24 protein-coding genes are annotated in these 23539 nt (G+C 68.8%); 18 read left to right on the forward strand and 6 right to left on the reverse strand.

Features of this window, described 5'->3' with window-relative positions; translation table 11 throughout:
- A partial coding sequence (locus C5F48_RS13545) for a phytoene desaturase family protein (RefSeq protein WP_146170601.1) occupies positions 1–917 on the reverse strand: 917 nt, incomplete at its 3' end.
- 158 nt (positions 918–1075) lie between these two features.
- On the opposite strand from C5F48_RS13545, the gene C5F48_RS13550 reads away from it, so the two are divergent.
- From C5F48_RS13550 to dxs, 13 genes are all read left to right on the forward strand, one after another.
- Positions 1076–1954 carry a polyprenyl synthetase family protein gene (locus C5F48_RS13550; protein ID WP_170139626.1) on the forward strand — a complete coding sequence of 293 codons (879 nt, stop codon included), beginning with the start codon at positions 1076–1078 and terminating at the stop codon, positions 1952–1954.
- A complete protein-coding gene (locus tag C5F48_RS13555; protein WP_107664439.1) occupies positions 1954–3168 on the forward strand; it encodes a methyltransferase in 1215 nt (404 codons plus the stop codon). Before C5F48_RS13550 ends, C5F48_RS13555 begins: the two co-directional genes overlap by 1 nt.
- Before the next feature lie 106 nt (positions 3169–3274).
- Positions 3275–4231 (forward strand): chlorophyll synthesis pathway protein BchC, encoded by a 957-nt coding sequence (gene bchC, locus C5F48_RS13560; protein ID WP_107664440.1) that lies wholly within the window; start codon positions 3275–3277, stop codon positions 4229–4231.
- Complete coding sequence (locus tag C5F48_RS13565) at positions 4228–5232, forward strand: chlorophyllide a reductase iron protein subunit X (RefSeq protein ID WP_107664441.1); 1005 nt, start codon at positions 4228–4230, stop codon at positions 5230–5232. The genes bchC and C5F48_RS13565 overlap by 4 nt, the downstream gene beginning before the upstream one ends.
- A 198-nt stretch (positions 5233–5430) precedes the next feature.
- Complete coding sequence (bchY, locus tag C5F48_RS13570; protein WP_245941408.1) at positions 5431–6870, forward strand: chlorophyllide a reductase subunit Y; 1440 nt, start codon at positions 5431–5433, stop codon at positions 6868–6870.
- Positions 6870–8345: a chlorophyllide a reductase subunit Z gene (bchZ, locus tag C5F48_RS13575; protein ID WP_107664443.1), complete on the forward strand. Its 1476-nt coding sequence runs from the start codon at positions 6870–6872 to the stop codon at positions 8343–8345. Before bchY ends, bchZ begins: the two co-directional genes overlap by 1 nt.
- A complete protein-coding gene (gene pufQ, locus C5F48_RS13580) occupies positions 8342–8575 on the forward strand; it encodes a cytochrome PufQ (protein WP_107664444.1) in 234 nt (77 codons plus the stop codon). Before bchZ ends, pufQ begins: the two co-directional genes overlap by 4 nt.
- Before the next feature lie 123 nt (positions 8576–8698).
- The gene (gene pufB, locus C5F48_RS13585) at positions 8699–8848 is read left to right on the forward strand and encodes a light-harvesting antenna LH1, beta subunit (RefSeq protein WP_107664445.1); all 150 of its coding nucleotides are present in this window, start codon (positions 8699–8701) and stop codon (positions 8846–8848) included.
- A 13-nt stretch (positions 8849–8861) separates the two neighbouring features.
- Entirely contained in the window at positions 8862–9038 is a 177-nt protein-coding gene (gene pufA, locus C5F48_RS13590) for a light-harvesting antenna LH1, alpha subunit (RefSeq protein ID WP_107664446.1), read from the forward strand.
- Positions 9039–9161: 123 nt separating this feature from the next.
- Complete coding sequence (gene pufL / locus C5F48_RS13595; RefSeq protein WP_107664447.1) at positions 9162–10010, forward strand: photosynthetic reaction center subunit L; 849 nt, start codon at positions 9162–9164, stop codon at positions 10008–10010.
- On the forward strand, positions 10003–10932 hold the full coding sequence (pufM, locus tag C5F48_RS13600) for a photosynthetic reaction center subunit M (protein ID WP_107664448.1): 930 nt from the start codon (positions 10003–10005) through the stop codon (positions 10930–10932). The genes pufL and pufM overlap by 8 nt, the downstream gene beginning before the upstream one ends.
- A gap of 15 nt (positions 10933–10947) precedes the next feature.
- Positions 10948–11187, forward strand: coding sequence for an RC-LH1 core complex protein PufX (pufX, locus tag C5F48_RS13605; protein ID WP_107664449.1), 240 nt, complete (start codon positions 10948–10950; stop codon positions 11185–11187).
- 164 nt (positions 11188–11351) lie between these two features.
- A complete protein-coding gene (gene dxs, locus C5F48_RS13610) occupies positions 11352–13286 on the forward strand; it encodes a 1-deoxy-D-xylulose-5-phosphate synthase (RefSeq protein WP_107664450.1) in 1935 nt (644 codons plus the stop codon).
- A 21-nt stretch (positions 13287–13307) separates the two neighbouring features.
- Here the strand turns inward: dxs and C5F48_RS13615 are convergent, their stop codons facing one another.
- Positions 13308–14702 (reverse strand): NAD(P)/FAD-dependent oxidoreductase, encoded by a 1395-nt coding sequence (locus tag C5F48_RS13615; RefSeq protein ID WP_107664451.1) that lies wholly within the window; start codon positions 14700–14702, stop codon positions 13308–13310.
- Between the two features lie 281 nt (positions 14703–14983).
- Between C5F48_RS13615 and C5F48_RS13620 the strand changes: the two genes are divergently transcribed.
- The 3 genes from C5F48_RS13620 (at position 14984) to C5F48_RS13630 (ending at position 17890) form a co-directional block, all read left to right on the forward strand.
- A complete protein-coding gene (locus tag C5F48_RS13620) occupies positions 14984–15637 on the forward strand; it encodes a protein-L-isoaspartate O-methyltransferase family protein (protein WP_107664452.1) in 654 nt (217 codons plus the stop codon).
- 48 nt (positions 15638–15685) lie between these two features.
- Entirely contained in the window at positions 15686–17098 is a 1413-nt protein-coding gene (locus tag C5F48_RS13625) for a TolC family outer membrane protein (protein ID WP_107664453.1), read from the forward strand.
- Positions 17099–17263: 165 nt separating this feature from the next.
- Positions 17264–17890, forward strand: coding sequence for a hypothetical protein (locus C5F48_RS13630; protein WP_107664454.1), 627 nt, complete (start codon positions 17264–17266; stop codon positions 17888–17890).
- Positions 17891–17976: 86 nt separating this feature from the next.
- Here the strand turns inward: C5F48_RS13630 and C5F48_RS13635 are convergent, their stop codons facing one another.
- The gene (locus C5F48_RS13635) at positions 17977–18303 is read right to left on the reverse strand and encodes a DUF6280 family protein (protein ID WP_107664455.1); all 327 of its coding nucleotides are present in this window, start codon (positions 18301–18303) and stop codon (positions 17977–17979) included.
- Between the two features lie 212 nt (positions 18304–18515).
- On the opposite strand from C5F48_RS13635, the gene efp reads away from it, so the two are divergent.
- Positions 18516–19079 (forward strand): elongation factor P, encoded by a 564-nt coding sequence (gene efp, locus C5F48_RS13640; RefSeq protein WP_107664456.1) that lies wholly within the window; start codon positions 18516–18518, stop codon positions 19077–19079.
- Positions 19080–19138: 59 nt separating this feature from the next.
- Here the strand turns inward: efp and ygfZ are convergent, their stop codons facing one another.
- Together ygfZ and C5F48_RS13650 are read right to left on the reverse strand one after the other, a co-directional pair.
- Positions 19139–19894 carry a CAF17-like 4Fe-4S cluster assembly/insertion protein YgfZ gene (ygfZ, locus tag C5F48_RS13645; protein WP_107664457.1) on the reverse strand — a complete coding sequence of 252 codons (756 nt, stop codon included), beginning with the start codon at positions 19892–19894 and terminating at the stop codon, positions 19139–19141.
- On the reverse strand, positions 19884–21659 hold the full coding sequence (locus tag C5F48_RS13650) for an ABC transporter ATP-binding protein (RefSeq protein WP_107664458.1): 1776 nt from the start codon (positions 21657–21659) through the stop codon (positions 19884–19886). Before C5F48_RS13650 ends, ygfZ begins: the two co-directional genes overlap by 11 nt.
- A gap of 143 nt (positions 21660–21802) precedes the next feature.
- Here C5F48_RS13650 and C5F48_RS13655 point away from each other — a divergent pair, with 143 nt between their 5' ends.
- Positions 21803–23026, forward strand: coding sequence for a pyridoxal-phosphate-dependent aminotransferase family protein (locus C5F48_RS13655; RefSeq protein ID WP_107664459.1), 1224 nt, complete (start codon positions 21803–21805; stop codon positions 23024–23026).
- Here C5F48_RS13655 and C5F48_RS13660 read toward each other — a convergent pair.
- Positions 23020–23539: glutamate--tRNA ligase family protein (locus C5F48_RS13660; RefSeq protein ID WP_258186505.1), on the reverse strand; the 520-nt coding region annotated here is incomplete at its 5' end. The genes C5F48_RS13655 and C5F48_RS13660 overlap by 7 nt on opposite strands.

The following is a 23539-nucleotide window of genomic DNA, read 5'->3' on the forward strand; positions in this document are numbered from 1 at the left end:
TGCACCTGCGCCTCGGCCACCGCCTGCCTCGGCCCGTCACCCAAGAGCCCTGCCAGCAGCGCCGCCGGATCGCCGTTGAACACCACATGGTCGCAAGGCAGCGCATGCCCGTCGCCCAGCTGCACGCCCGACACCCGGCCGCCCTGCCGCATGATCCGCGCGACCGGGCTGCCGTAGCGGAGCGAGACCCCCTGCGCCTCGGCCAGCTTCGCCAGGGCCAGCGCCAGCCGGTGCATCCCGCCCGCGACGGCCCAGACCCCCTGCGCCTCGGCGGCCCAGATCAGTGCCAGCACCCCGGGCGAGCGGTCGGGCGTGCCGCCGACATAGGTGGCGTAGCGCCCGAAGAGCTGGCGCAGCCGACGGTCGCGGAACTGCAGCGCGAGAAGCCGCGCGAGGGACATGCCGGGCAGCAGCGCGGGCCAGATCTTCGGGTCGCGCAGCGCGGCCAGCGCGATGGCTTTCTGGTCCGGCGCTGCCGCGTGCATCATCGGTGCATCGAAAGCGGCATAAAGCCGCGCCGAGAGATCGTGGAAGCGCCGGAAGCCCCGCGCCTCGGCCACCCCGGCCAGTTGTCCGATCGCTTCGGCATTGGCCTCGGGGTCGGAGCCGAGATCGAGCGTGCTGCCGTCCGACCACCAGTGCCGCGCCAGCAGCGGCTGGCGCAGCAGGGTGAGGTGATCGTCGAGCCTCTGCCCGCAAGTCTCGAAGATATCGTCGAAAACGCTACGAAGAGTCAGCACCGTCGGCCCGGCGTCCACGGGTCCGGCGAGGCTCGGTAGGGTGCGCATCTTGCCGCCCGGGCCGTCGCGCGCCTCGACCAATGTCACCTCGAGCCCGGCCCGGGCCAGACGGATCGCCGCCGCCAGCCCGCCCATCCCGGCGCCGATCACCACCACTCGTCTGCCTGTCCGCGTCATGGCCGGGATTGTTGACACTCCATCGTGAACTGTCCAGTATGAATGACATCATGTGTCAGAAAAAAATGACACACCGAAGCCGATGCACATCGGCGCTGGAGGACGCGACCGGCGGGCGGGCTGCCCGGGGTGCGTAAGAACCGCAAGAGGAACATCGGATGGCGTTGGACAGGCGGATTGAAGCGGCGATGACGGCGGCGATTGCGCGCGGGCAGGGCGGTGACGCCCCGGCCCGGCTGGCCTCGGCGCTGGATTATGCGGTGACGCCCGGCGGGGCCCGCATCCGCCCGACGCTGCTGCTCAGCGTGGCCATCGCCTGCGGCGACGACCGGCCCGGCGTGTCGGATGCCGCCGCCGTCGCGCTGGAACTGATCCATTGCGCCAGCCTCGTGCATGACGACCTGCCCTGCTTCGACGACTCGGACCTGCGGCGCGGCAAGCCCACGGTGCACCGCGCCTATTCCGAGCCGCTGGCGGTGCTGACCGGCGACAGCCTGATCGTCATGGGCTTCGACGTGCTGGCCCGTGCCGGCGCCGCCGACCCGCTGCGCGCGCTGCAGCTCGTCTCGGCCCTCGCCACCCGCACCGGCATGCCGATGGGCATCTGCGCCGGGCAGGGCTGGGAGAGCGAAAGCCAGATCAACCTCTCGGCCTATCACCGCGCCAAGACCGGCGCGCTGTTCATCGCGGCGACCCAGATGGGTGCCATCGCCGCCGGCTACGAGCCCGAGCCCTGGGAAGAGTTGGGGGCGCGGATCGGCGAGGCCTTCCAGGTGGCCGACGACCTGCGCGACGCGGTCTGCGCCGTCGAGGAGATCGGCAAGCCGGTGGGGCAGGACGTGCTGCACGCAAGGCCCAACGCGGTGAAGGAGCTTGGGGTGCAGGGCGCGATGAAGCGGCTGAAGGACATCCTCGGCGGCGCCATCGCCTCGATCCCCTCTTGCCCGGGCGAGGCGATGCTGGCCGAGATGGTCCGCCGCTACGCCGAGAAGATGACCCCCGGCGCGCTCTCCGCCCCCGTCGCCAGCCGCGTCTGATGACAGCCGTGCCCGCGACGAACCGTCCCGCGCGCGGGCTGCCCAAGCTCGCCCGGCTCGGGCTGCCCAAGCTCGCCCGGCTCGGGCTGCGCCTCGCCGGATCGCCGCGCGTTCAGGCGCTGGCGGCCCGCACTCCCGGTCTGCGCTGGCTGGTGCGGCGCGAGGGCGAGGCGATCTTCGACTTGGTGGCGGGCTTCGTCCATTCGCAGATCCTGCTGGCGCTGGTCGAGCTGAAGGTGATGCCTACGCTGCGCGACGGGCCGCAGAGTGTGACGGCGCTTGCCGCGCGCTGCGCCGTGCCGGTGGAGCGGATGCAGCTGCTGTTGCAGGGCGGGGCGGCGCTGAAACTGCTGAAGCGCCGCCGCGACGGGCGCTTCGACCTCGCGACGCGCGGCGCGGCCTTCCTTGCGGTGCCGGGGCTCGAGGCGATGGTCGGCCACCACGACGTGCTCTACCGCGATCTGGCCGATCCCGTCGCCTTCTTCCGCGGCGAGGTGGAGACCGAGCTTTCCGGCTTCTGGCCCTATGTCTTCGGCGCGGCGGGCGCCTCCGATCCGGCGGTGACGGCGAAATATTCGGGGCTCATGGCCGACAGCCAGTCGCTGGTGGCCGCCGACACGCTGCGGCTGGTGGATTTCCAGGGCATCAAGCATCTGATGGATGTGGGCGGCGGCACCGGGGCCTTTCTGGCGGCGGTGGGGCAGGCCCATCCGCTGATCAGGCTGAGCCTCTTCGATCTGCCGGTGGTGGTCGAGGCCGCGCCGGAACGGCTGGCGAAGGCGGGGCTGATGCAGCGGGTGGAGATCCACGGCGGCAGCTTCCGCGACGACCCCCTGCCGCAGGGCGCCGATGCGATCAGCCTGATCCGCATTCTCTTCGACCATCAGGATGCGACGGTGGCGGCGCTGCTCGCCAAGGTCTTCGCTGCCCTGCCGCCCGGCGGGCGGATCATCATCGCAGAGCCGATGTCGGGCGGTGCCCGGCCCGACCGCGAAACCGACACCTATTTCGCGCTCTACACCGCCGCGATGCGCACCGGGCGGACCCGCTCCGCCGTCGAGATCTCTGCATTGCTGGCGCAGGCCGGATTCGCCGAAATCCGCCCGCGGCCCGGCTTCCGGCCCTATGTGACCAGCGCGATCACCGCCGTGCGTCCGTTGGTCGCGTCGGATCCGGTGGGCAGTGCAAATCCGACGCAGGCAGAAACTGTCTAATAAAGTTGACAGTTGCGGCTGTCTGATTAAAGTTACACCTGAAGCGTCGGATTGGTGATCGAGTCCCCGAAGGGGCCCGCACCAGACAAGTCGCAGGGGAACCGCCGTGAAAACTACCGCTGTCATCCTGTCCGGTCCGAGGGATCTGAGTCTGGGAAGCCTCGCGCTCAACGCCCCGGTGGCGGGCGATCTGGTGGTCGAGATTTCTCATTCCGGGATTTCCACCGGCACCGAGAAACTGTTCTGGTCCGGCACGATGCCACCCTTCCCGGGCATGGGCTACCCGCTGGTGCCCGGCTACGAGGCGGCGGGGCAGGTGGTCGAGGCCGCGCCCGAGACCGGCTTCAAACCCGGCGACCGGGTCTTCGTGCCGGGGGCCAACTGCTTTGCTCCGACCGAGGCCGGCCCGGTGCGCGGTCTCTTCGGCGCCGCCTCGCGCTATCTCGTCACCCCCGCCCATCGCGCCGTCCGCATCGACGCGGGACTTCAGGCCGAAGGCGCGCTTCTGGCGCTGGCCGCGACCGCGCGGCACGCGCTGGCGGGGCTCAACACCGCGCTGCCCGATCTGATCGTCGGCCATGGCACGCTCGGGCGACTGCTCGCCCGTCTGACCATCGCAGCGGGGGGCGCTGCGCCGATGGTCTGGGAAACGCGGGCCGAGCGGCGCCATGCCATGCAGGGCTACCCTTGCGTCGATCCCGCCGAAGACCCGCGCCGCGACTATCAGGCGATCTACGACGCCTCGGGCGATCCGCAGCTCTTGGACAGCCTGATCGGCCGCATGGCCAAGGGCGGCGAGGTGGTGCTGGCCGGGTTCTACACCCAGCCGATCAGCTTCTCCTTCATCCCCGCCTTCATGAAGGAGGCCCGGCTGCGCATCGCCGCCGAATGGGCCCCGGAAGACATGGTGGCGACCCGCGCGCTGATCGAGTCGGGCGCGCTGTCGCTGTCGGATCTCATCACCCACACCCGCCAGGCCGTTGAGGCGCCGGAGGCCTACGAGACGGCCTTCACCGACCCCGACTGCCTCAAGATGATCCTGGACTGGAGGGCCACCGCATGACGCTCGATGTTCCCAACCTCAAAGATTTCGATCAACGGCTGAGAGACGAGGCGGCGGAGGAGCCGACGCTGGAGATCCCGCAATCCGAACCGACCAAGAAGACGCAGATCATCGCGATCTACGGCAAGGGCGGCATCGGCAAGTCCTTCACCCTCGCCAACCTCAGCCACATGATGGCCGAGATGGGCAAGCGGGTGCTGCTGATCGGCTGCGACCCGAAATCCGACACCACCTCGCTGCTCTTCGGCGGCAAGGCCTGCCCGACGATCATCGAGACCTCGACCCGCAAGAAGCTGGCGGGCGAGGAGGTGAAGATCGGCGATGTCTGCTTCAAGCGCGGCGGCGTCTTCGCCATGGAGCTCGGCGGGCCGGAGGTCGGTCGCGGCTGCGGCGGCAGGGGCATCATCCACGGCTTCGAGCTTCTGGAGAAGCTCGGCTTCCACGACTGGGACTTCGACTATGTGCTCCTGGACTTCCTCGGCGACGTGGTCTGCGGCGGCTTCGGCCTGCCGATCGCCCGCGACATGGCGCAGAAGGTGATCCTCGTCGGCTCGAACGACCTGCAATCGCTCTACGTCGCCAACAACGTCTGCTCGGCGGTGGAGTATTTCCGCAAGCTCGGCGGCAATGTCGGCGTGGCCGGCCTCGTCATCAACAAGGATGACGGCACCGGCGAGGCTGCGGCCTTCGCCAAGGCGGTGAACATCCCGGTGCTGGCGGCGATTCCGCAGGACGAGGATCTGCGCCGGAAATCGGCGAACTACCAGATCGTCGGCAGCTACGCGACGCAATGGGGCGAGCTCTTCGCCCAGCTGGCCGAAGCCGTGGCGGGCGCCCCGCCGATCCGGCCGAACCCCTTGTCGCAGGACGGTCTGCTGAATCTCTTCTCCGCCGAAACCACCGGCAAGGACTTCGTGCTGACGCCGGCCTCGGACGAGGACATGCGCGGCAAGAACACCGTGCTGAAGAAATCCCTGGAAGTGGTCTACGACAATGCTTGATCTCGAAGCCCTCGCCCAACTCGACCGCGCGCTGGACCGCATCGCGCATCGCGCGAAATCCATGACGGTGGGCGCGAAATGACCGCGGAAATCGGATATGACAGCGCCCGCGCCACGCCTCTGACCGAGGCCGCCGCGGACGAGACCGGGCCGGAGGCGCCGGTGGCGCAGCCGGACGGCAGCTGTTCGTCCGGTGCGATGGCCGGGGCGGCGCGCGAGGCCAACCCCGAGATGATGGCGCGCTTCGCCGCCGACTATCCGGTCGGCCCGCATGACAAGCCGCAAAGCATGTGCCCCGCCTTCGGCTCGCTGCGCGTCGGCCTCCGGATGCGCCGGGTGGCCACGGTTCTGTCGGGCTCGGCCTGCTGCGTCTACGGGCTCAGCTTCGTGTCGCATTTCTACGGCGCCCGCCGCTCGGTCGGCTATGTGCCGTTCAACTCCGAGACGCTGGTCACCGGCAAGCTCTTCGAGGACATCCGCGACGCCGTGCATGAGATGGCCGACCCCGACCGCTATGACGCGATCGTGGTGACGAACCTCTGCGTGCCGACTGCCTCCGGCGTGCCGCTGAAGCTGCTGCCCTCCGAGATCAACGGCGTGCGCATCGTCGGCATCGACGTGCCGGGCTTCGGCATCCCGACCCATGCCGAGGCCAAGGATGTGCTGGCCGGGGCGATGCTGAAATACGCCCGCGCCGAGATCGAGGCCGGGCCGGTGCAGGCCCCGGTCTCGGGCCGCTCCGACCGTCCGACCGTGGCGCTTCTGGGCGAGATGTTCCCCGCCGACCCGATGATGATCGGCGCGATGCTGGCCCCGCTGGGCCTCGCCGCCGGCCCGGTCGTGCCCTGCCGCGAATGGCGCGAGCTCTATGCCGCGCTCGACTGCGACGTGGCCGCGGCGATCCACCCGTTCTACACCGCCGCCGTCCGCGAGTTCCAGCAGGCCGGTCGCCGGATCGTCGGCTCGGCCCCTGTGGGCCATGACGGCACGGCGACATGGCTCGCCGCCATCGGCGAGGCCTATGGCGTCAGCGCCGACAAGATCGCCGCTGCGCAGAACGCCTTCCTGCCGGCGATCCGCGGCGCGCTGGCCGCCACGCCGATCAAGGGCCGCATCACCCTCTCGGGCTACGAGGGCTCGGAGCTCCTGGTCGCCCGCCTGCTGATCGAAAGCGGCGCGGACGTGCCCTACGTCGGCACCGCCTGCGCCCGCTCGCCTTGGTCCGACCTCGACCGGCAGTGGCTGGAGGATCGCGGCGTCGCCGTGAAGTTCCGCGCCTCGCTGGAAGACGATTGCGCCGCGATGGAAGGCTTCCAGCCCGATCTCGCCGTCGGCACGACCCCGGTGGTGCAGAAGGCCAAGGCGCTCGGCATCCCGGCGCTCTATTTCACCAACCTCATCTCGGCGCGTCCGCTGATGGGGCCTGCCGGGGCAGGGAGCCTCGCGCAGGTGGTCAATGCCGCCATCGCCAACCGCGACCGCATGACCAAGATGCGCGGCTTCTTCGAGGGCGTGGGAAGCGGCGACACCGCGGGCATCTGGGAGGGCTCGCCCAACCTCCGCCCCGACTTCCGCGCCGCGCATCAGAAGAAGCTGGACAAGCTGGCGAAGGCCGCCAAGGCCGAGGAGATGATCTGATGCTGTTGCAGGATCATGACCGGGCAGGGGGCTACTGGGGGGCGGTCTATGCCTTCTGTGCCGTCAAGGGTTTGCAGGTGGTGATCGACGGCCCGGTGGGCTGCGAGAACCTGCCGGTGACCTCGGTGCTGCATTACACCGATGGCCTGCCGCCGCACGAGCTGCCCATTGTGGTGACCGGGCTCGGCGAGGGCGAGATGGGCTCGGGCACCGAAGAGTCGATGAAGCGCGCCTGGAAGGTGCTGGACCCGGCGCTGCCTGCCGTGGTCGTCACCGGCTCGATCGCCGAGATGATCGGCGGCGGCGTGACGCCGCAGGGCACCAACATCCAGCGCTTCCTGCCCCGCACCATCGACGAGGACCAGTGGGAATGCGCCGACCGCGCGATGACCTGGATCTTCTCGGAGTTCGGGATGACCAAGGGTCGCATGCCGCCCGAAACGAAGCGCCCCGAAGGCGCCAAGCCGCGGGTGAACATCCTCGGGCCGATGTATGGCGTGTTCAACATGGCCTCGGACCTGCACGAGATCCGCCGTCTGGTCGAAGGCATCGGCGCCGAAGTGAACATGGTGATGCCGCTCGGCGCGCATCTGGCCGAGATGCGGCATCTGGTCAACGCCGACGTGAACATCGTCATGTACCGCGAATTCGGCCGGGGCCTCGCCGAGGTTCTGGGCAAGCCCTATCTGCAGGCCCCGATCGGGATCGAAAGCACCACTGCCTTCCTCCGCACACTGGGCGAGATGCTGGGGCTTGACCCGGAGCCCTTCATCGAGCGCGAGAAGCACTCGACGCTGAAGCCGGTCTGGGACCTGTGGCGCAGTGTCACGCAGGACTTCTTCGGCACCGCCAGCTTCGCCATCGTGGCTACCGAAACCTACGCGCGCGGCATCCGGAACTACCTGGAAAACGACCTCGGGCTGCCCTGCGCCTTCGCCGTGGCCCGTTCCAGAGGCAAGAAGACCAACAACGAGGCGGTGCGCGCCCTGCTGCGCCAGCATCGGCCCCTGGTGATGATGGGATCGATCAACGAGAAGATCTATCTCGCCGAGCTGAAGGCCGGGCACGGCCCGCAACCCTCTTTTATCAATGCATCTTTTCCGGGTGCGGCGATCCGGCGCGCTACCGGAACCCCGTTTATGGGCTATGCAGGGGCAACGTGGTTGCTTCAGGAAGTTTGCAACGCCCTGTTCGATGCCCTGTTCCACATCCTGCCCCTGGGCACGGAGATGGACAGTGCGGCGGCCACGCCGACAACTTTGCGCCGCGACTTCCCCTGGGATGCCGATGCGCAGGCGGCCTTGGACCGCATCGTGGAAGAACATCCGATCCTCACGCGGATCAGCGCCGCGCGCACCCTGCGCGACGCCGCGGAGAAGGCTGCCCTGGATCAGGGCGCCGAGAGGGTCGTGCGAGAAACCGTCGAAGCCCTGCGCGGGCCGGGCTTCGGCATGATGAGGGGAGAGAACCAATGAGCGATCACACCGCCAATTCACCGGTTCATGCCGCCAGGGCCCACGGGCACCGCGCTCCGCGTGCCGAGTTCTACGCTTATTTCGTCGTGATCCTGATGGGCGCGCTGCCTGTCGCGCTGCTCACCTGGATGGCGTCGGTTGTGCGCCACGGCCGTCTGCCGGCGCGCGGCCCCTTCGCGTCCGCCTGGTTCGACGCCAAGGCGATCACGCCGCTGATTTTCCGGGCCTGAGGGCCCGGCACACACCATTCGCCATCCCGAAGAACGGGATGGCGGATCATCGGGAGGGCATGGTGCCCTTTCGTGACCACGCCACGGGGCACGTGGCGTCAGTCTTACGATCCGGAGGATAGCATGGCTGATAAATCTGACCTGGGATACACAGGTCTTACGGACGAGCAGGCGCAGGAATTGCACTCCGTCTACATGAGTGGGCTCTGGCTGTTCACAGCGGTGGCCGTTGTCGCCCACCTGGCGGTGTACATCTGGCGTCCGTGGTTCTGAGGGGAACAAGATCATGAGCAAGTTCTACAAAATCTGGATGATTTTCGACCCCCGTCGCGTCTTCGTGGCTCAGGGCGTGTTCCTGTTCCTGCTGGCGGCGATGATCCACCTCGTGCTGCTCAGCACGCCCAGCTACAACTGGCTGGACATCGCGGCTGCGAAATACCAGCGCGTCGCTCCCGTCGAATAAGCGGGAACACCCTCTGTTGCGGGCGGTGCCCACCGCCCGCGACGATCCACCATCAAGCACATGAGACGGCTCCGCCGCGCGCATTCCGTGCCGGCCGGGCCGACTGCAAGCGGAGAGGGAAGCATGGCACTGCTCAGCTTCGAGCGAAAATATCGCGTGCCGGGGGGCACGCTGGTCGGCGGAAACCTGTTCGACTTCTGGGTCGGCCCTTTCTACGTCGGCTTCTTCGGGGTCACGACGTTTTTCTTCGCGGCCCTTGGAACGTTACTGATCCTCTGGGGCGCCGCGATGCAGGGCACCTGGAACCCCTGGCTCATATCGATCAACCCGCCGCCGGTCTCGGCCGGTCTCGCAGCGGCGCCGCTGCACGCCGGCGGGCTCTGGCAGGTCATCACGATCTGCGCCATCGGCGCCTTCGTCAGCTGGGCGCTGCGCGAGGTGGAAATCTGCCGGAAGCTGGGCATCGGGTATCACATCCCCGTCGCCTTCGCCTTCGCGATCTTCGCCTACATCACGCTCGTCGTCATCCGTCCGGTGCTCATGGGCGCCTGGGGCTACGGCTTCCCCTATGGGATCTGGACCCACCTCGATTGGGTGTCGAACACCGGCTACACTTACGGCAACTTCCATTACAACCCCGCCCACATGATCGCCATCACGTTCTTCTTCACGAACGCGCTGGCCCTGGCGCTGCACGGCGCCCTGGTGCTCTCGGCCGCCAACCCCGAAAAGGGCAAGGAGATGCGCGGGCCGGATCATGAGGACACGTTCTTCCGCGACCTGGTCGGCTACTCGATCGGCACCCTCGGCATTCACCGCCTCGGCCTGCTGCTGGCGCTCAACGCCACCTTCTTCAGCGCCGTCTGCATGATCATCTCGGGCACCATCTGGTTCGACGAATGGGCGACCTGGTGGACGTGGTGGGTTGACCTTCCCTGGTGGGCCAATATCGCAGGAGGCGTCAATGGCTGAGTATCAGAACATCTTCACCCAGGTTCAGGTCCGAGGACCTGCCGACCTGGGGATGACCGAGGACGTGAACCTTTCCAACCGCTCCAACCCCGGTCCCTTCTTCACGCTGCTCGGCTACTTCGGCAACGCGCAGCTCGGCCCGATCTACCTCGGCAGCCTCGGCGTGCTGTCGCTGATCGCCGGCGGTCTGTGGTTCTTCACCATCGGCTTCTGGTTCTGGTATCAGGCGGGATGGAACCCGGCCGTGTTCATGCGCGACCTGTTCTACTTCTCGCTCGAGCCGCCGGCGCCGGAATACGGGCTGACGCTCTCGGCCCCGCTGAAGGAAGGCGGGCTCTGGCTGATCGCCTCGTTCTTCATGCTGGTCTCGGTCTGGGCTTGGTGGGCCCGCACCTATCTGCGCGCCAAGGCGCTCGGCATGGGCACCCACACCTCCTGGGCCTTCCTCTCGGCCATCTGGCTGTGGATGGTGCTGGGCCTCATCCGCCCGGTGCTGATGGGCGAGTGGGCGCAGGCGGTTCCCTACGGGATCTTCTCGCACCTCGACTGGACGAACATGTTCTCGCTGACCTACGGCAACCTGTTCTACAACCCGTTCCACGCTCTCTCGATCGCCTTCCTCTACGGCTCGGCCCTGCTCTTCGCCATGCATGGCGCGACCATCCTCGCTGTCTCCCGCTTCGGCGGCGAGCGTGAGCTGGAGCAGATCGTCGACCGCGGCACCGCCGCCGAACGGGCCGCGCTGTTCTGGCGCTGGACCATGGGCTTCAACGCCACGTTCGAGGGCATCCACCGCTGGGCCTGGTGGTTCGCCGTGCTGGTCACGCTGACCGGCGGCATCGGCATCCTGCTGACCGGCACCGTGGTCGACAACTGGTACGTCTGGGCGCAGGTCCACGGCTACGCCCCGCTGACCAACTGATGAGGAGCGATCGACATGGCTGACAAATTCAACGATCACCTCTCCATCCATCCCAAGACGGCGCTCCGCAACTGGATCGCGTTCCAGATGATGAAGGGAGCCGGCGTCGCCGCCGCGCTGTTCTTCGGGACCGTGATCTTCATCGGGATCATCCGCGTCATCGGCCGGATGCTGCCGGTGAACCCCAACCCGATCGACCCCGGGGTGACGAGCTTCCTCTACGAGGGCGCAACGGCGCTGTCGCGGCTGGTCTGACGCAACACCGGGGCAGGCGGGAGCACTGCCTGCCCCAGCCATTCGGGCCAGACGCCGGCCCGGGTCCGCGGCGCAACCACAGCCCGGTTCCCTTCCTGGTGGCGACAGGAAACTGATGCCGTGTGGTTCACCGCACGGCATCCTTTTGATTTCAGGAGGCACAGATGGCCCATCCCCGCCCCGAAACCCCGCTTCTCGACCGCGTCTGCGGACCGGCCGACATGAAGGTGCTGTCCGACGCCGATCTGGCGCGGCTGGCAGAGGAGGTGCGGGCCGAGGTGATCTCGGTTGTCTCCGAGACCGGCGGCCATCTCGGCTCCTCGCTCGGCGTGGTCGAGCTGACGGTGGCGCTGCATGCGGTGTTCAACACCCCCACCGACAAGCTGATCTGGGACGTGGGCCACCAGTGCTATCCGCACAAGATCCTGACGGGCCGCCGCGACCGGATGCGCAGCCTGCGGCAGGGCGGCGGGCTCTCGGGCTTCACCAAGCGGTCGGAGAGCGACTACGACCCCTTCGGCGCGGCGCACAGCTCCACCTCGATCTCGGCGGCGCTCGGCTTCGCCATGGGACGCGAGCTGGGCCAGCCGGTGGGAGACACCATCGCCGTGATCGGCGACGGCTCGATCACCGCGGGCATGGCCTATGAGGCGATGAACCACGCCGGTCATCTGGGCAAGCGGCTCTTCGTGATCCTGAACGACAACGACATGAGCATCGCCCCGCCGGTCGGCGCGATGTCGCGCTACCTGCTTGGCCTCGGCGCGCCCTTCGCCGCGCTGAAGGCGGCGGCGGACGGGCTGGAATCCGTGCTGCCCGGCCCCTTGCGCGACGGCGCCCGCCGCGCGCGGCAGCTGGTCACCGGCATGCCCGGCGGCGCGACGCTCTTCGAGCAGCTCGGCTTCACCTATATCGGCCCGGTCGACGGCCATGACATGCCCTCGCTTCTGGCAACGCTGCGCGCCGCCCGCGCCCGCACCACCGGGCCGGTGCTGATCCACGCGATCACGGTCAAGGGCAAGGGTTTCGCCCCCGCTGAACTCGCCGAGGACAAGTATCACGGCGTCAGCAAGTTCAACCCGGTGACGGGCGAGCAGGCCAAGTCGAAATCCAACGCGCCGAGCTACACCTCCGTCTTCGGCAACACCCTGACCGAAGCCGCCGCCCGCGACCCTCGCATCGTCGGCATCACCGCCGCCATGCCCTCTGGCACCGGGCTCGACATCATGCAGCGCCGCTTCCCCGGCCGGGTCTTCGACGTGGGCATCGCCGAGCAGCATGGCGTCACCTTCGCCGCCGGTCTCGCCGCCGCTGGAATGAAGCCGTTCTGCGCGATCTACTCCTCCTTCCTGCAGCGCGGCTACGACCAGATCGCCCATGACGTCGCCCTGCAAAACCTGCCGGTCCGCTTCGCCATCGACCGCGCCGGGCTGGTCGGCGCCGATGGCGCGACCCATGCCGGAGCCTTCGACGTGGGCTTTCTCACCACGCTGCCCAACATGACGGTGATGGCGGCGGGCGACGAGGCGGAACTCGTGCACATGATCGCCACCGCCGTCGCGCATGACGAGGGGCCGATCGCCTTCCGCTTCCCGCGCGGCGAGGGCGTCGGGCTGGAACTGCCGGCGCAGGGCGAGGTGCTGCAGATCGGCAGGGGCAGGGTGGTGCGCGAGGGCGCGGATGCGGCGATCCTCTCCTTCGGCGCGCATCTGCACGAGGCGCTGCGGGCGGCGGCGTTGCTGGAGGCGGAGGGCATCAGCGCCACCGTGGCCGACGCCCGCTTCGCCAAGCCGCTCGACACCGGGCTGATAGACCAGCTGGCCCGGCATCACGCGGCGCTCGTCACGCTGGAGCAGGGGGCGATGGGCGGCTTCGGCGGCCATGTGCTGCATTACCTCGCCAATTCGGGCGGGCTCGATGGCGGCATTATCCTCAGGGCGATGACGCTGCCCGACCGCTTCATCGAACAGGCGAGTCCCGAGGCGATGTATGCCGACGCCGGGCTCCGGGCCGAGGATATCGCGGCCACGGTGCGCAACGCGCTGGCACGCGGCAAGGTGACGCCACTGCGCCAGTCGCAGAAGCCGCGCGCGGTCTGAAGGCGCGCGGCCGGCCTGCGGTCAGTGCCGCCCGGTCAGCCAGTTGCCGAAGGTGGCGAGCTTCGAGGTCGGGCCTCGCCGCGCCGCCTCGCGCCGGTCGGCGGCGTTCAAGAGCGCATACATCCCCCGCACCCCCATCCAGCGCAGCGGCTCCGGCTCCCACACCCGCACCTTGCGGTTCACCCAGGGCAGGGCGGTGAGGTCGGTCTTCCGCCCCAGCGCCAGATCGGCCAGCGTGCGCCCGGCGAGGTTGCTGGTGGAGACCCCGACGCCGACATAGCCGCCCGCCCAGCCGATCCCCGTCGCAGGGTCGAGCCCCACCGTCGCGCACCAGTCGCGCGGCACGCCGATCACCCCGCACCAGGCGTGGTCGATCCGCGCCCCGCGGGCCGCCGGGAAATGCCGCTGCAGGATGGCGGTCAGCCGCGCGACCGTCTCGGCATCGGCCTGTCCCCGCCTGTCGGTCTTCGAGCCCATCCGGTAGGGCACCCCCCGCGCGCCCACGGCGATCCGCCCCTCGCGAGTGCGCTGGCAGTAGCAATAGGCATTGGCGAAATCGCCAAGGATCTCGTGTCCCTGCCAGCCGATCTTCTCCCAGACCTCCGCCGGCAGCGGCTCGGTGACGATCTGCGCCGAGTTCAGCGGCAGCCAGTCGCGCTCCGACCCGGGCAGCCCGGCGGTAAAGCCCTCGGTCGCGCGCAGGATCACCGGGGCGCGCACGCGGCCCCGATCAGTTGTCACAACGCCCTTGTCGATCCGCGTCACCGCCGTGCCCTCGGCGATCCGCACCCCGGCGCGCTCCACCGCGTGGGCGAGGCCCTGCACCAGCTTGGCCGGCTGCACCCGCGCCACGCCGCCGACCAGCAGCGCGCCCATCGTGCCGGGGATCCTCACCCGGGCCAGCGACTCCTCGGCGCCGATCATGCGGATGCGCTCCGGCCCTTCGCCCCAGCTCTGGCGATGCGCCACCTCGGCGGCGACACGTTCCAGCTGCGCCGGGTTGGTCGCCACCATCAGCTCGTCGGTGCGGCGGATGTCGGCGTCGATCCCCTCGGCCTCGGCCACGCGGATCACCTCCTCCACCGTGCCGCCGAGCGCGGTCACCATGGCGCGCACCCCTTCGGGCGAGCCGTGCGACAGGTAGCTCTCGTGGTTCCAGGCAAAGCCCCCGGTCAGCCAGCCGCCGTTGCGCCCCGAGGCGCCGAAGCCTGCGAACTCCCGCTCCAGCACCAGAACGTCGAGCGAGGGATCGGCCTGTTTCAGATACCACGCCGTCCAGAGCCCGGTGTAGCCCGCGCCGACGATGCAGACATCCGCCGTGCGGTCGCCCTCCAGCGGCGGGCGGGGGGCGGGCAGGCCGCCGATATCGGCATACCAGAAGGAAATATCGCCGTTTCGGGCAGGGGTCTGCGGCATCTCGGGGCTCCGTTTCGCTTGGCCCGAACGATGCCGGGCGCCCGGCGGCTTGGCAAGCGGCAGGGCAGCCGGCATCCCGGTTATCCCCAGCCCGGCAGGGGCGATTTCGGCTTCCTCTCCCTGAGGTTGCGGGAGGGATGCACAAAAATCGCGCGATGGCGCTTCCGCCCCAGTGGATTATGTGCCACGCTCACCACATTGACATGCCGCGCTCTGTTGCCGCGCCCCGGGTTCTGTGGCAACAAGGTGGCCAAAGCAAACTAGACCAAAGAGTTTAGCCAATGACGGATTTTTCCACGCGGCGTTTGATGATGGTCGATACCCAGATCCGTCCGTCGGATGTGACGAAATTCCCGATCATCGACGCCCTTCTCGCAGTGCCCCGCGAAGTCTACGTGCCGCGTGACCGGCGCGAGACCGCCTACATGAGCGACAATCTCCCGATCGGGTCGGGCCGCGTCATCCTCGAACCGCGCACCTTCGCCAAATTCCTCGACGCGCTGAACATCCAGCCCGACGAGGCCGTGCTGGATCTCGGCTGCGGCCTCGGCTACTCGACCGCGGTGATCGCCCGTCTGGCCGAGGCCGTGGTCGCGGTGGAAGAGGACGAGACGCTGGCCACCGAGGCGCAGCGCACCCTGTCGCAGGAAGGCGTCGACAACGCCGCGGTGATCGTCGGCCCGCTGGCCGAGGGCGCCGCCAAGCATGGCCCCTATGACGTCATCATGCTGGAAGGCGGGGTCGAGACCGTGCCCGAGGCGCTTCTGGCGCAGCTGAAGGACGGCGGCCGGATCGGCTGCCTGTTCATGGAGGGCGCGCTCGGCGTCGCGCGGATCGGCTATCGGATCGACGGCGCCATGACCTGGCGCTCCGTCTTCAATGCCAGCGCGCCGGTCCTGACCGGTTTCGCGCTGGAACGTACCTTCGCGCTGTGACTGCCAGCACGGCTTTGCAAATCCGACCGGATCGAACTGGAGACGTGAATGCGTAAGATGAGATTTCTGGCTGTGGCGGCCCTGTCGGTGGCGGCGCTGACGTCGGCCGGCGCCTTGCGGGCGGAAACGCTGGCAGACACGCTCATTGCCGCCTACCGCAACAGCAACCTCTTGGACCAGAACCGCGCCCTGCTGCGCGCCACCGACGAGGACGTCGCCGTCGCCGTCGCGGCGCTGCGGCCGATCGTGCAGTTCGTGGCCCAGTCGGACTATGCCTTCTCGCGGACCAGCGGGTCGACGCTCGGGGCAGGCGGTCTGCCGGTTTCGACCGGCCGATCCAACAACGAGAGCCTCACCTCCTCGGTCGGCCTCACCGCCAGCATGACGCTCTACGATTTCGGCCGGAACGCACTGGCGATCGAGGCGGCGAAGGAAACCGTGCTCGCCACCCGCGAGGCGCTGGTGGGGGTCGAGCAGAATGTGCTGCTCGATGCGGTCACCGCCTATGTGCGGGTGCAGCTGGCCCAGTCGATCGTGAACCTGCGGCAGAACAACAACAGCCTGATCTCGCAGGAACTGCGCGCCGCGCAGGACCGCTTCGAGGTCGGCGAGGTCACCCGCACCGACGTGTCGCAGGCCGAGGCGGCGCTTGCCGCGGCCCGCTCCAACCTGGTCAGCGCCGAGGGCGATCTCGTGGTCGCCCGCGAGTACTTCAAGGCCGCGACCGGGGCCTATCCGCGCAACCTCGCGCCGCTGCCGGCCGCGCCGCGCACCGCCGCCAGCGTCGAGCAGGCCCGGCAGGTCGCGATGCGCGGCCACCCGCAGGTGCGCCAGGCTCAGCGTCAGGTGACCGTGGCCGAGATCAACGTGGCCCGCGGCAAGGCGGCCTTCGGCCCGTCGCTGACCGGCAGCGCCCGCGTCGGCATCGATGACCGCGGCCAGGAAACGGCGGGCGTCGGCCTGTCGTTCAACCAGACGCTCTACGCCGGCGGCGAGCTCTCGGCGCTTTATCGCAGCGCCATGGCCACCCGTGACGCGCAGCGCGCCAACCTGCTGCAGACTGGGGTGACTATCACCCAGAACGTCGGCAACGCCTGGTCCAACGTACAGGTCGCCGCCGCCAGCATCACCGCCGGCGATCAGGAAGTCCGCGCCGCGCGCACCGCCTTCGAGGGCGTGCGCGAGGAGGCGACGCTGGGCGCCCGCACCACGCTCGACGTGCTGAACGCCGAGCAGGACCTGCTGAACGCCCAGGCCGACCGGCTGACGGCGGAAGCCAACCGCTACATCGGCATCTACCAGCTGCTGGCCGCGATGGGCCTGCTGACGGTGGACCACCTGAAGCTCGGCATCCCGACCTATGACGCCTCGGCCTATTACAACTCGGTGAAGAGCGCTCCGGCGACCAGCACCCAGGGCCGTCGCCTCGATCGGGTGATGAAGTCGATCGGCGGCAACTGAGCCACAGGTTCACCGCAAATTACCGGATCGGCGGGCTCAGGCCCGCCGAACGCGTTTCCGGCCCGGCGTTTTCTTGTATCCGCCTCCCGGCAGGCCTAGACTTGGCCTGTTAGCCACCCGCCCAGACCTTCCACCCGCCCAGACCCTCCACCCGCATGGGGCCCAATGTCCGACCGATCCCTCCCTCTCGACTCCGAGGACGTGCTGTCCTCGATCCGCAAGCTGGTGGCCGAGGATCCGCGCCTCGGCGTGGCCGCGGCCCGCGAACCGGCGAAGGCCGAGCCGGGCAAGCTGCTTCTGACCCCGGCGCTGCGGATCGCCGAGCCGAGGCCGGCGGGCGAGCTGCATCACCTGCATCTCGGCCCCGCCTCCCGCGTCGACCTGCCGAAAGCCGCCGCCGAGGACTGGCAGCCCGAGGAGGAGGCGCCCGAGGCGCCGCATACCTTTGCCGGGGATGACTGGCAGGAGGACAACCCGATCAGCGCGGTGATCGAGGCGGTGTTCGGTCAGCAGCCGCAACCCGAGCCCGAGCCCAAAATTGCGACAAAGCCCGATCCGGCGGAGCCGGCTGCGGAGACCGCTCGGACCGCCGAGCCGCTGGTTCTCGGCGCGCCGCGCCGGGCCGAGCCCGCGGCGCTGCCGGAGGCGGCGGGGGAGGAGTTCGACGCGGCTATGCTGCGCGAGGTCATCCGCGAGGTGATCCGCGAGGAGCTGCGCGGCCCGCTCGGCGAGCAGATCACCGACAATGTCCGCAAGCTGGTCCGGGCCGAAATCATCCGCGCGCGCGGCTGATCCCGCGCCGATCGGACAGGCGGCCGCAAAAACAAAACGCGCTCCCGCAGGAGCGCGCTCTTCATCGGACGCGGCAGGAGGTCGGATCAGGCGGCTTCGGCCTGGTCGAGCTCCAGAGCGTGACGGCGTTCGCTTTCTTCGCGCGACAGGGCGACCGAGGTGCGGATGCCTTTCGTCACGAATTCCATCAGACCCTTCACGACGCGTTCGTTCGGGTCGATTCCGGCGCAGGACAGCACTTCGCGGCCATCGCGCGAGCGCGCCCAGCGGGCGATCTGTTCCGGTCCGTTGCCATACTTCTTGTCATCGGCAATCGCGTCATCCAGTGCGGCCAACACCACGGCTGCGAACAGCTTGCGGGCGCGCTGCCCCTGTTCGAAGTTGAAGGCGGTGCTGTCTATGAAATCTGCCATGAGGTGGTCCTGTTCTTGCTCTTGTCTTTTCCGGCGTCCGGGGAATATGACGGCTAAACCGTGATTCGGGGTTTCGACTTTGGAATTGCTGCCATGCGTGTAACACATGTCTCGCGCGTCGCACTACTGTATCTAGTCGGATTGCCAGCAGGCGTAGCGGCATATATAGGGGCGCAAAGTTCACCTTCAACCTTTTGCAAGGTTCTCCGCTCATGCCGAAGATCAATGGAAACGAAATCAAGCCGGGGTTCATCCTCGAGCACGACGCGGGGCTTTGGGCCGCTGTCAAGGTCAACCATGTAAAGCCCGGAAAAGGCGGCGCTTTCGCGCAGGTTGAGCTGAAGAACCTGCGCGATGGGCGCAAGTTGAACGAGCGGTTCCGGTCGGAAGACAAGGTCGAGCGGGTGCAGCTGGAGAACAAGGACCAGCAGTTCCTCTACGAAACCGACGGCAAGCTGGTGTTCATGGACGCCGAGACCTACGAGCAGACCGAGATCGACGCCGAGCTGCTGGGCGACCGCCGGCCCTTCCTGCAGGACGGCATGACGGCGACGGTGAACTACTACGGCGACGAGCCCCTCAACGTCACTTTGCCGCAGAAGGTGCGCTGCAAGGTGGTCGAGACCGAGCCGGTACAGAAGGGCCAGACCGCGGCCAACAGCTTCAAGCCGGCGATCCTCGACAACGGGGTGCGGATCATGATCCCGCCCTTCATCGGGCCGGACGAGGACATCATCGTCCACACCGAACTCCTGGAATATTCCGAACGCGCCTGAGCGCCACCGCCCCTCGGGGTGACACTCTCCCGACAAGGCCGCCCCGAGGGGCGGCCTTTTCACACCAGCCGCAGCACCGCGTCGCCGGCCCGCATCTCGCCCGTCGCCCGGTCGAAGCGCAGATAGGCGATGCCATGCCCGCCGGACTGGGTGTAGAGCGTGCCGACCGGCTTGCCCTCGGCCACGATCTCGGTCCCGACCGGGGCCGACCCATCGACGCTGACCCGCGCCAGACCCTTGCGCAGCTCGGTCTTGTGCTTCATCCGCGCGGTCACTTCCTGCCCGACATAGCAGCCCTTGCGGAAATCCACCCCGTGAAGCCGCTCGAAGCCGGTCTCCAGCAGATAGCTGTCGTCGGGGATCAGCTCGATCCCGGTCTCGGGGATGCATTCCGCCACGCGGATCGCTTCCCAGTCGATCTCCGGCGGCCCGCCGGCGGCGCCGTAGCCGCGCCAGCCGAGCGCCTCGTGCCGCGGGTCGGGCAGGGCGCCCGGAGGCGCCAGCCCCAGCCCGCGCGACACCGAAAGATCGGTCGGCGCGATCTGCACATCGGCGCGCAGCTTGTACATCGTCAGCCGCCGCACCGTCGCCTCGGCGATGTCGGCCTTGATGTCGATGAGCAGCCGCTCGCCGGTGTTCACCACGAAGAAATCGGCCAGATACTTGCCCTGCGGCGTCAGCAGCGCCGCCCAGACGATGCCGGGGCCCTTCTGCAGCTTCAGCACGTCGTTGCTCAGCATGCCCTGCAGGAAGGGCAGGGCGTCGGCCCCGGTCACGGCATAGACCCTGCGGTCGGTCGCGGCTTCACCCAGCATCGTGTTTCCCCTCGGCGTTGAACTGCAGACGGTAGAGATCGGCATAGAGCCCGCCGCGCGCAAGGAGCTCCTCGTGCCGACCCTGGTCGACCACCTGACCCCGGTCCATCACCACGATGCTGTCGGCCTCGCGCACGGTGGACAGCCGGTGCGCGATGACCAGCGTGGTGCGGCCCTCGCCCAGCCGGTTCAGCGCCTCGGCCACCAGCTTCTCGGATTGTGCATCGAGCGCCGAGGTCGCCTCGTCCAGAAGCAGCACCGGCGCGTCATGGATCAGCGCCCGGGCGATGGCGACGCGCTGCCGCTGCCCGCCCGACAGACCGGAGCCGCGCGGGCCGACCGGCGTGTCCACCCCCAGCGGCAGGCCGGCGAGGAAGTCGCTGACATGCGCCGCGTCCAGCGCGTGCTCCAGCCGGTCCTCGGACACCTCGCGGCCCAGCGAGACATTCTCGCGCACCGTCTCGTCGAACAGCGCGGAATCCTGCGAGACCACGGCATATTGCGCCCGAAGCTCCGACAGGTCCATCGTCGCGGTGTCGACCCCGTTCAGCAGGATCCGCCCCGAGGCGGGCTCGGCCAGCCCGGTCAGAAGGTGGAACACCGTGCTCTTGCCGGCACCCGAGGGCCCGACCAACGCGGTCATCCGGCCGGCCCGGGCGGTGAAGCTGAGCCCGCGCAGCACCGGCTGGTCGCCATAGGCGAAGTGCAGATCCTCCAGCACGATGTCGGGCGCGCCGGGTTTCGGATGGGCCGAGGCGACGGCGCGGGGCACCGAGGGCTCGGTGTCGAACAGCCGGTAGATCCTCTCCAGCGAGGCGGCCGCGATCTGCCAGAAGCCCGACAGGTCGCCCAGCCGGCGCAGCGGCTGGAAGGTCAGCGCCATGGCGGTGAAGAAGGACATGAACTCGCCCGTGGTCCGCTCGCCCGAGGCGATCTCGCGCCCGCCGAGCATCAGCACTGTGAAGAAGCCGATGCCGGTGATCACGTCGATCAGCGCCGGGATGCTGGCGCGGCCGACCGCCATCTTGGTCTGCGCCCGGATGATGGTGTTGACGATCTTGCGGAAACGGTCGGTCTGATAGCCCTCCATCCGGTTCAGCTTGATCGCCTGCACCCCGTGGAAGATCTCGTCCAGCCGGGTGGAGCGCATGCCTGACTGCACCCGCATCTGCTGGGTCTTCTTGCGGATGTAGCGCTGCACGATGATCGCGGGCAGGATCAGCAGCGGCGCGCCGACCAGCGCGGCCAGCGTCCAGACCGGGTCGATCGCCACGGCGACGACGAAGAGCGAGACCAGCGCCACCAGATCGCGGCCGAGCCCCATGATGACGCTGGACCACACGCCCTGCACCGCTTGGGTGTCGCCCTGCACCCGCTCCATCAGCGCGCCGGGCGGGTTGGTCTGGAAGAAGCCCTGATCCAGCGTCAGGATGTGGCGCAGCAGGTCGACCTGCATCGCGGTGGAGCTCTTCTGCGCCACCGTGGTCAGGATCGCCTTCGAGGCGACCGAGGTCACCGCCCGGATCAGGAACAGCCCGAGGATGCCGCAGCCGACCCAGATCAGCAGCCCTTGCCCCCCGGGGGCGAAGACCCGGTCGAACAGCGGCTCGATCAGATAGCTCAGCGCGCCCAGCGTGCTGCCCTCCAGCACGGTGAGGCCGAAGGCCACGGCCATCAGGCCGACATGCTGGTGCAGATAGCCGCGCCACAGCCTGCCGAACAGGCGGCCGGAGGCATAGCGCGGGTCCTGGGGTTTGCGGGCCAAGGGGGAACCTTCACAAGGAGCGGCAGGGAACGCCAGCACCGGTTGATCTATCGCGAAATCCGCCGGGCTTGCAAGGCGCGGCCCCGGATTGACCTTGCCCGAGCCGCCGCGTAGCCAGAGGGTTCAGCCCTTCGGAGACGCAAATGAGCCTTGCCAACGGTCGTGCCTATCTCGCCATTCCTGGTCCCTCGGTCATGCCCGACCGCGTGCTCGCCGCCATGCACCGCGCGGCGCCCAACATCTACGAGGGCGACCTGCACCGGATGGTCGAGGGCCTCTGGCCCGACCTGAAGGCGGTGGCCTGCACAAGGCAGAACGTTGCGATCTACATCGCCAACGGCCACGGCGCCTGGGAGGCGGCAAACGCCAACCTGTTCAGCCGCGGCGACCGCGCGCTGGTGCTGGCCTGCGGCCGCTTCGGCATCGGCTGGGCCGAGTCCGCCCGCGCCATGGGCGTCTCGGCCGAGGTGCTGGATTTCGGCAAGTCGAGCCCGGTCGACCTCTCGCGCGTCGAGGCGGCGCTGAAGGCCGACCGCGCGCATGAGCTGAAGGCGGTGCTGCTGACCCATGTCGACACCTCCTCGTCGATCCGTACCGATGTGGCGGCGGTGCGCCAGCTCCTCGACACGCTGGGCCATCCGGCGCTGCTGGCGGTGGATTGCATCGCCTCGCTCGGCTGCGACGAATACCGGATGGACGACTGGGGCGTCGATCTCACCGTCGCCGCCAGCCAGAAGGGGCTTATGACCCCGCCCGGTCTCGGCTTCGTCTGGTTCTCCGACAGGGCGAAGGAGCGCTGCCGCGACTCCGACCTGCGCACGCCCTACTGGGACTGGACGCCGCGCGCCGGGGCCCGCGAGTTCTACCAGAACTTCAACGGCACCGCGCCGACGCATCACCTCTTCGGCCTGCGCGAGGCGCTGAGCATGATCGCCGAGGAGGGGCTGGAACAGGTCTGGGCCCGGCATGACGCGCTGGCCCGCGCGGTCTGGGCGGCTTTCGACGCCTGGGGCGCGGGCAATTCCGAGATCGGGCTAAACGTCGCCGACCCGGCCTTCCGCGGCCGCTCGGTCACCGCCGCCCGGCTGGGCGCGCCGCATGCCAGCCGGCTGCGGGAATGGACCGAGCATCGCGGCGGCGTGACGCTCGGCATCGGTCTCGGCATGGCGCTGCCGTCGGAGCCCGCCTATCACGGCTTCCTCCGGGTCGCGCATATGGGCCATGTGAACGCCCATATGACGCTGGGCGCGCTGGCGGTGATGGAGGCGGGGATGGTCGCGCTCGGCATCCCGCACGGGCCCGGCGCGCTGGCCGCCGCGGCCGGCGTGATCGGCAAGGCGGCGTCGCCGCTGGCCTCGGCCTATTGAGCGGAAGGGGCCGGCTTAACGGGTCGGCCCTCGATCCCGACCATGCGGCGGATGTCTTCCGGCGTGCAGCCCTCGGCGCGGTAGAGCGCCAGCGCCCGCCCGTCGTCGCGCTTGGCCAGCCGCTTGCCTTGGGCGTCGCGGATCAGCCGGTGGTGGTGGAACCGCGGCGGCTCGTGGCCGAGCAGCCGGTGCAGAAGCGCATGGATCGGCGCCGCCTCGAACAGGTCGGCGCCGCGCACCACCTCGGTCACGCCCTGCGCCGCGTCATCCACCACCACCGACAGGTGATACGAGGCGCCCATGCCGCGCCGCGCCAGCACCACGTCACCGATCGTCTCGCACATCGCCTCTGGGCTCAGCGCATGGGTTCCGCGATGCTCCGGCCCGGTCTCCTCGAAGCTGAGCGGCCCGGCCACCTGAAGCGCCGCCGCCATGTCGAGCCGCACCGCATCCTCCGGTCCGTAGCCCGCCATCGACCGGCCGCGACAGATGCCGGGATAGACCGGCCCGTCC

It is taken from the genome of Cereibacter changlensis JA139 (genome assembly GCF_003034985.1).
Lineage (GTDB): Bacteria > Pseudomonadota > Alphaproteobacteria > Rhodobacterales > Rhodobacteraceae > Cereibacter > Cereibacter changlensis.

Excerpts from the sequence above, each read along its gene's own strand:
- C5F48_RS13635 (WP_107664455.1), bottom strand. The coding sequence starts at position 18,303 with ATGGCAGATTTCATAGACAGCACCGCCTTCAACTTCGAACAGGGGCAG.
- bchZ (WP_107664443.1), top strand. The coding sequence starts at position 6,870 with ATGCTGTTGCAGGATCATGACCGGGCAGGGGGCTACTGGGGGGCGGTC.
- pufB (WP_107664445.1), top strand. The coding sequence starts at position 8,699 with ATGGCTGATAAATCTGACCTGGGATACACAGGTCTTACGGACGAGCAG.
- bchY (WP_245941408.1), top strand. The coding sequence starts at position 5,431 with ATGGCCGGGGCGGCGCGCGAGGCCAACCCCGAGATGATGGCGCGCTTC.
- dxs (WP_107664450.1), top strand. The coding sequence starts at position 11,352 with ATGGCCCATCCCCGCCCCGAAACCCCGCTTCTCGACCGCGTCTGCGGA.
- pufL (WP_107664447.1), top strand. The coding sequence starts at position 9,162 with ATGGCACTGCTCAGCTTCGAGCGAAAATATCGCGTGCCGGGGGGCACG.
- pufM (WP_107664448.1), top strand. The coding sequence starts at position 10,003 with ATGGCTGAGTATCAGAACATCTTCACCCAGGTTCAGGTCCGAGGACCT.
- C5F48_RS13565 (WP_107664441.1), top strand. The coding sequence starts at position 4,228 with ATGACGCTCGATGTTCCCAACCTCAAAGATTTCGATCAACGGCTGAGA.
- ygfZ (WP_107664457.1), bottom strand. The coding sequence starts at position 19,894 with ATGCTGGGTGAAGCCGCGACCGACCGCAGGGTCTATGCCGTGACCGGG.
- efp (WP_107664456.1), top strand. The coding sequence starts at position 18,516 with ATGCCGAAGATCAATGGAAACGAAATCAAGCCGGGGTTCATCCTCGAG.
- C5F48_RS13615 (WP_107664451.1), bottom strand. The coding sequence starts at position 14,702 with ATGCCGCAGACCCCTGCCCGAAACGGCGATATTTCCTTCTGGTATGCC.
- pufQ (WP_107664444.1), top strand. The coding sequence starts at position 8,342 with ATGAGCGATCACACCGCCAATTCACCGGTTCATGCCGCCAGGGCCCAC.
- C5F48_RS13550 (WP_170139626.1), top strand. The coding sequence starts at position 1,076 with ATGGCGTTGGACAGGCGGATTGAAGCGGCGATGACGGCGGCGATTGCG.
- C5F48_RS13655 (WP_107664459.1), top strand. The coding sequence starts at position 21,803 with ATGAGCCTTGCCAACGGTCGTGCCTATCTCGCCATTCCTGGTCCCTCG.
- pufA (WP_107664446.1), top strand. The coding sequence starts at position 8,862 with ATGAGCAAGTTCTACAAAATCTGGATGATTTTCGACCCCCGTCGCGTC.
- C5F48_RS13625 (WP_107664453.1), top strand. The coding sequence starts at position 15,686 with ATGCGTAAGATGAGATTTCTGGCTGTGGCGGCCCTGTCGGTGGCGGCG.
- pufX (WP_107664449.1), top strand. The coding sequence starts at position 10,948 with ATGGCTGACAAATTCAACGATCACCTCTCCATCCATCCCAAGACGGCG.
- C5F48_RS13620 (WP_107664452.1), top strand. The coding sequence starts at position 14,984 with ATGACGGATTTTTCCACGCGGCGTTTGATGATGGTCGATACCCAGATC.
- C5F48_RS13630 (WP_107664454.1), top strand. The coding sequence starts at position 17,264 with ATGTCCGACCGATCCCTCCCTCTCGACTCCGAGGACGTGCTGTCCTCG.
- C5F48_RS13555 (WP_107664439.1), top strand. The coding sequence starts at position 1,954 with ATGACAGCCGTGCCCGCGACGAACCGTCCCGCGCGCGGGCTGCCCAAG.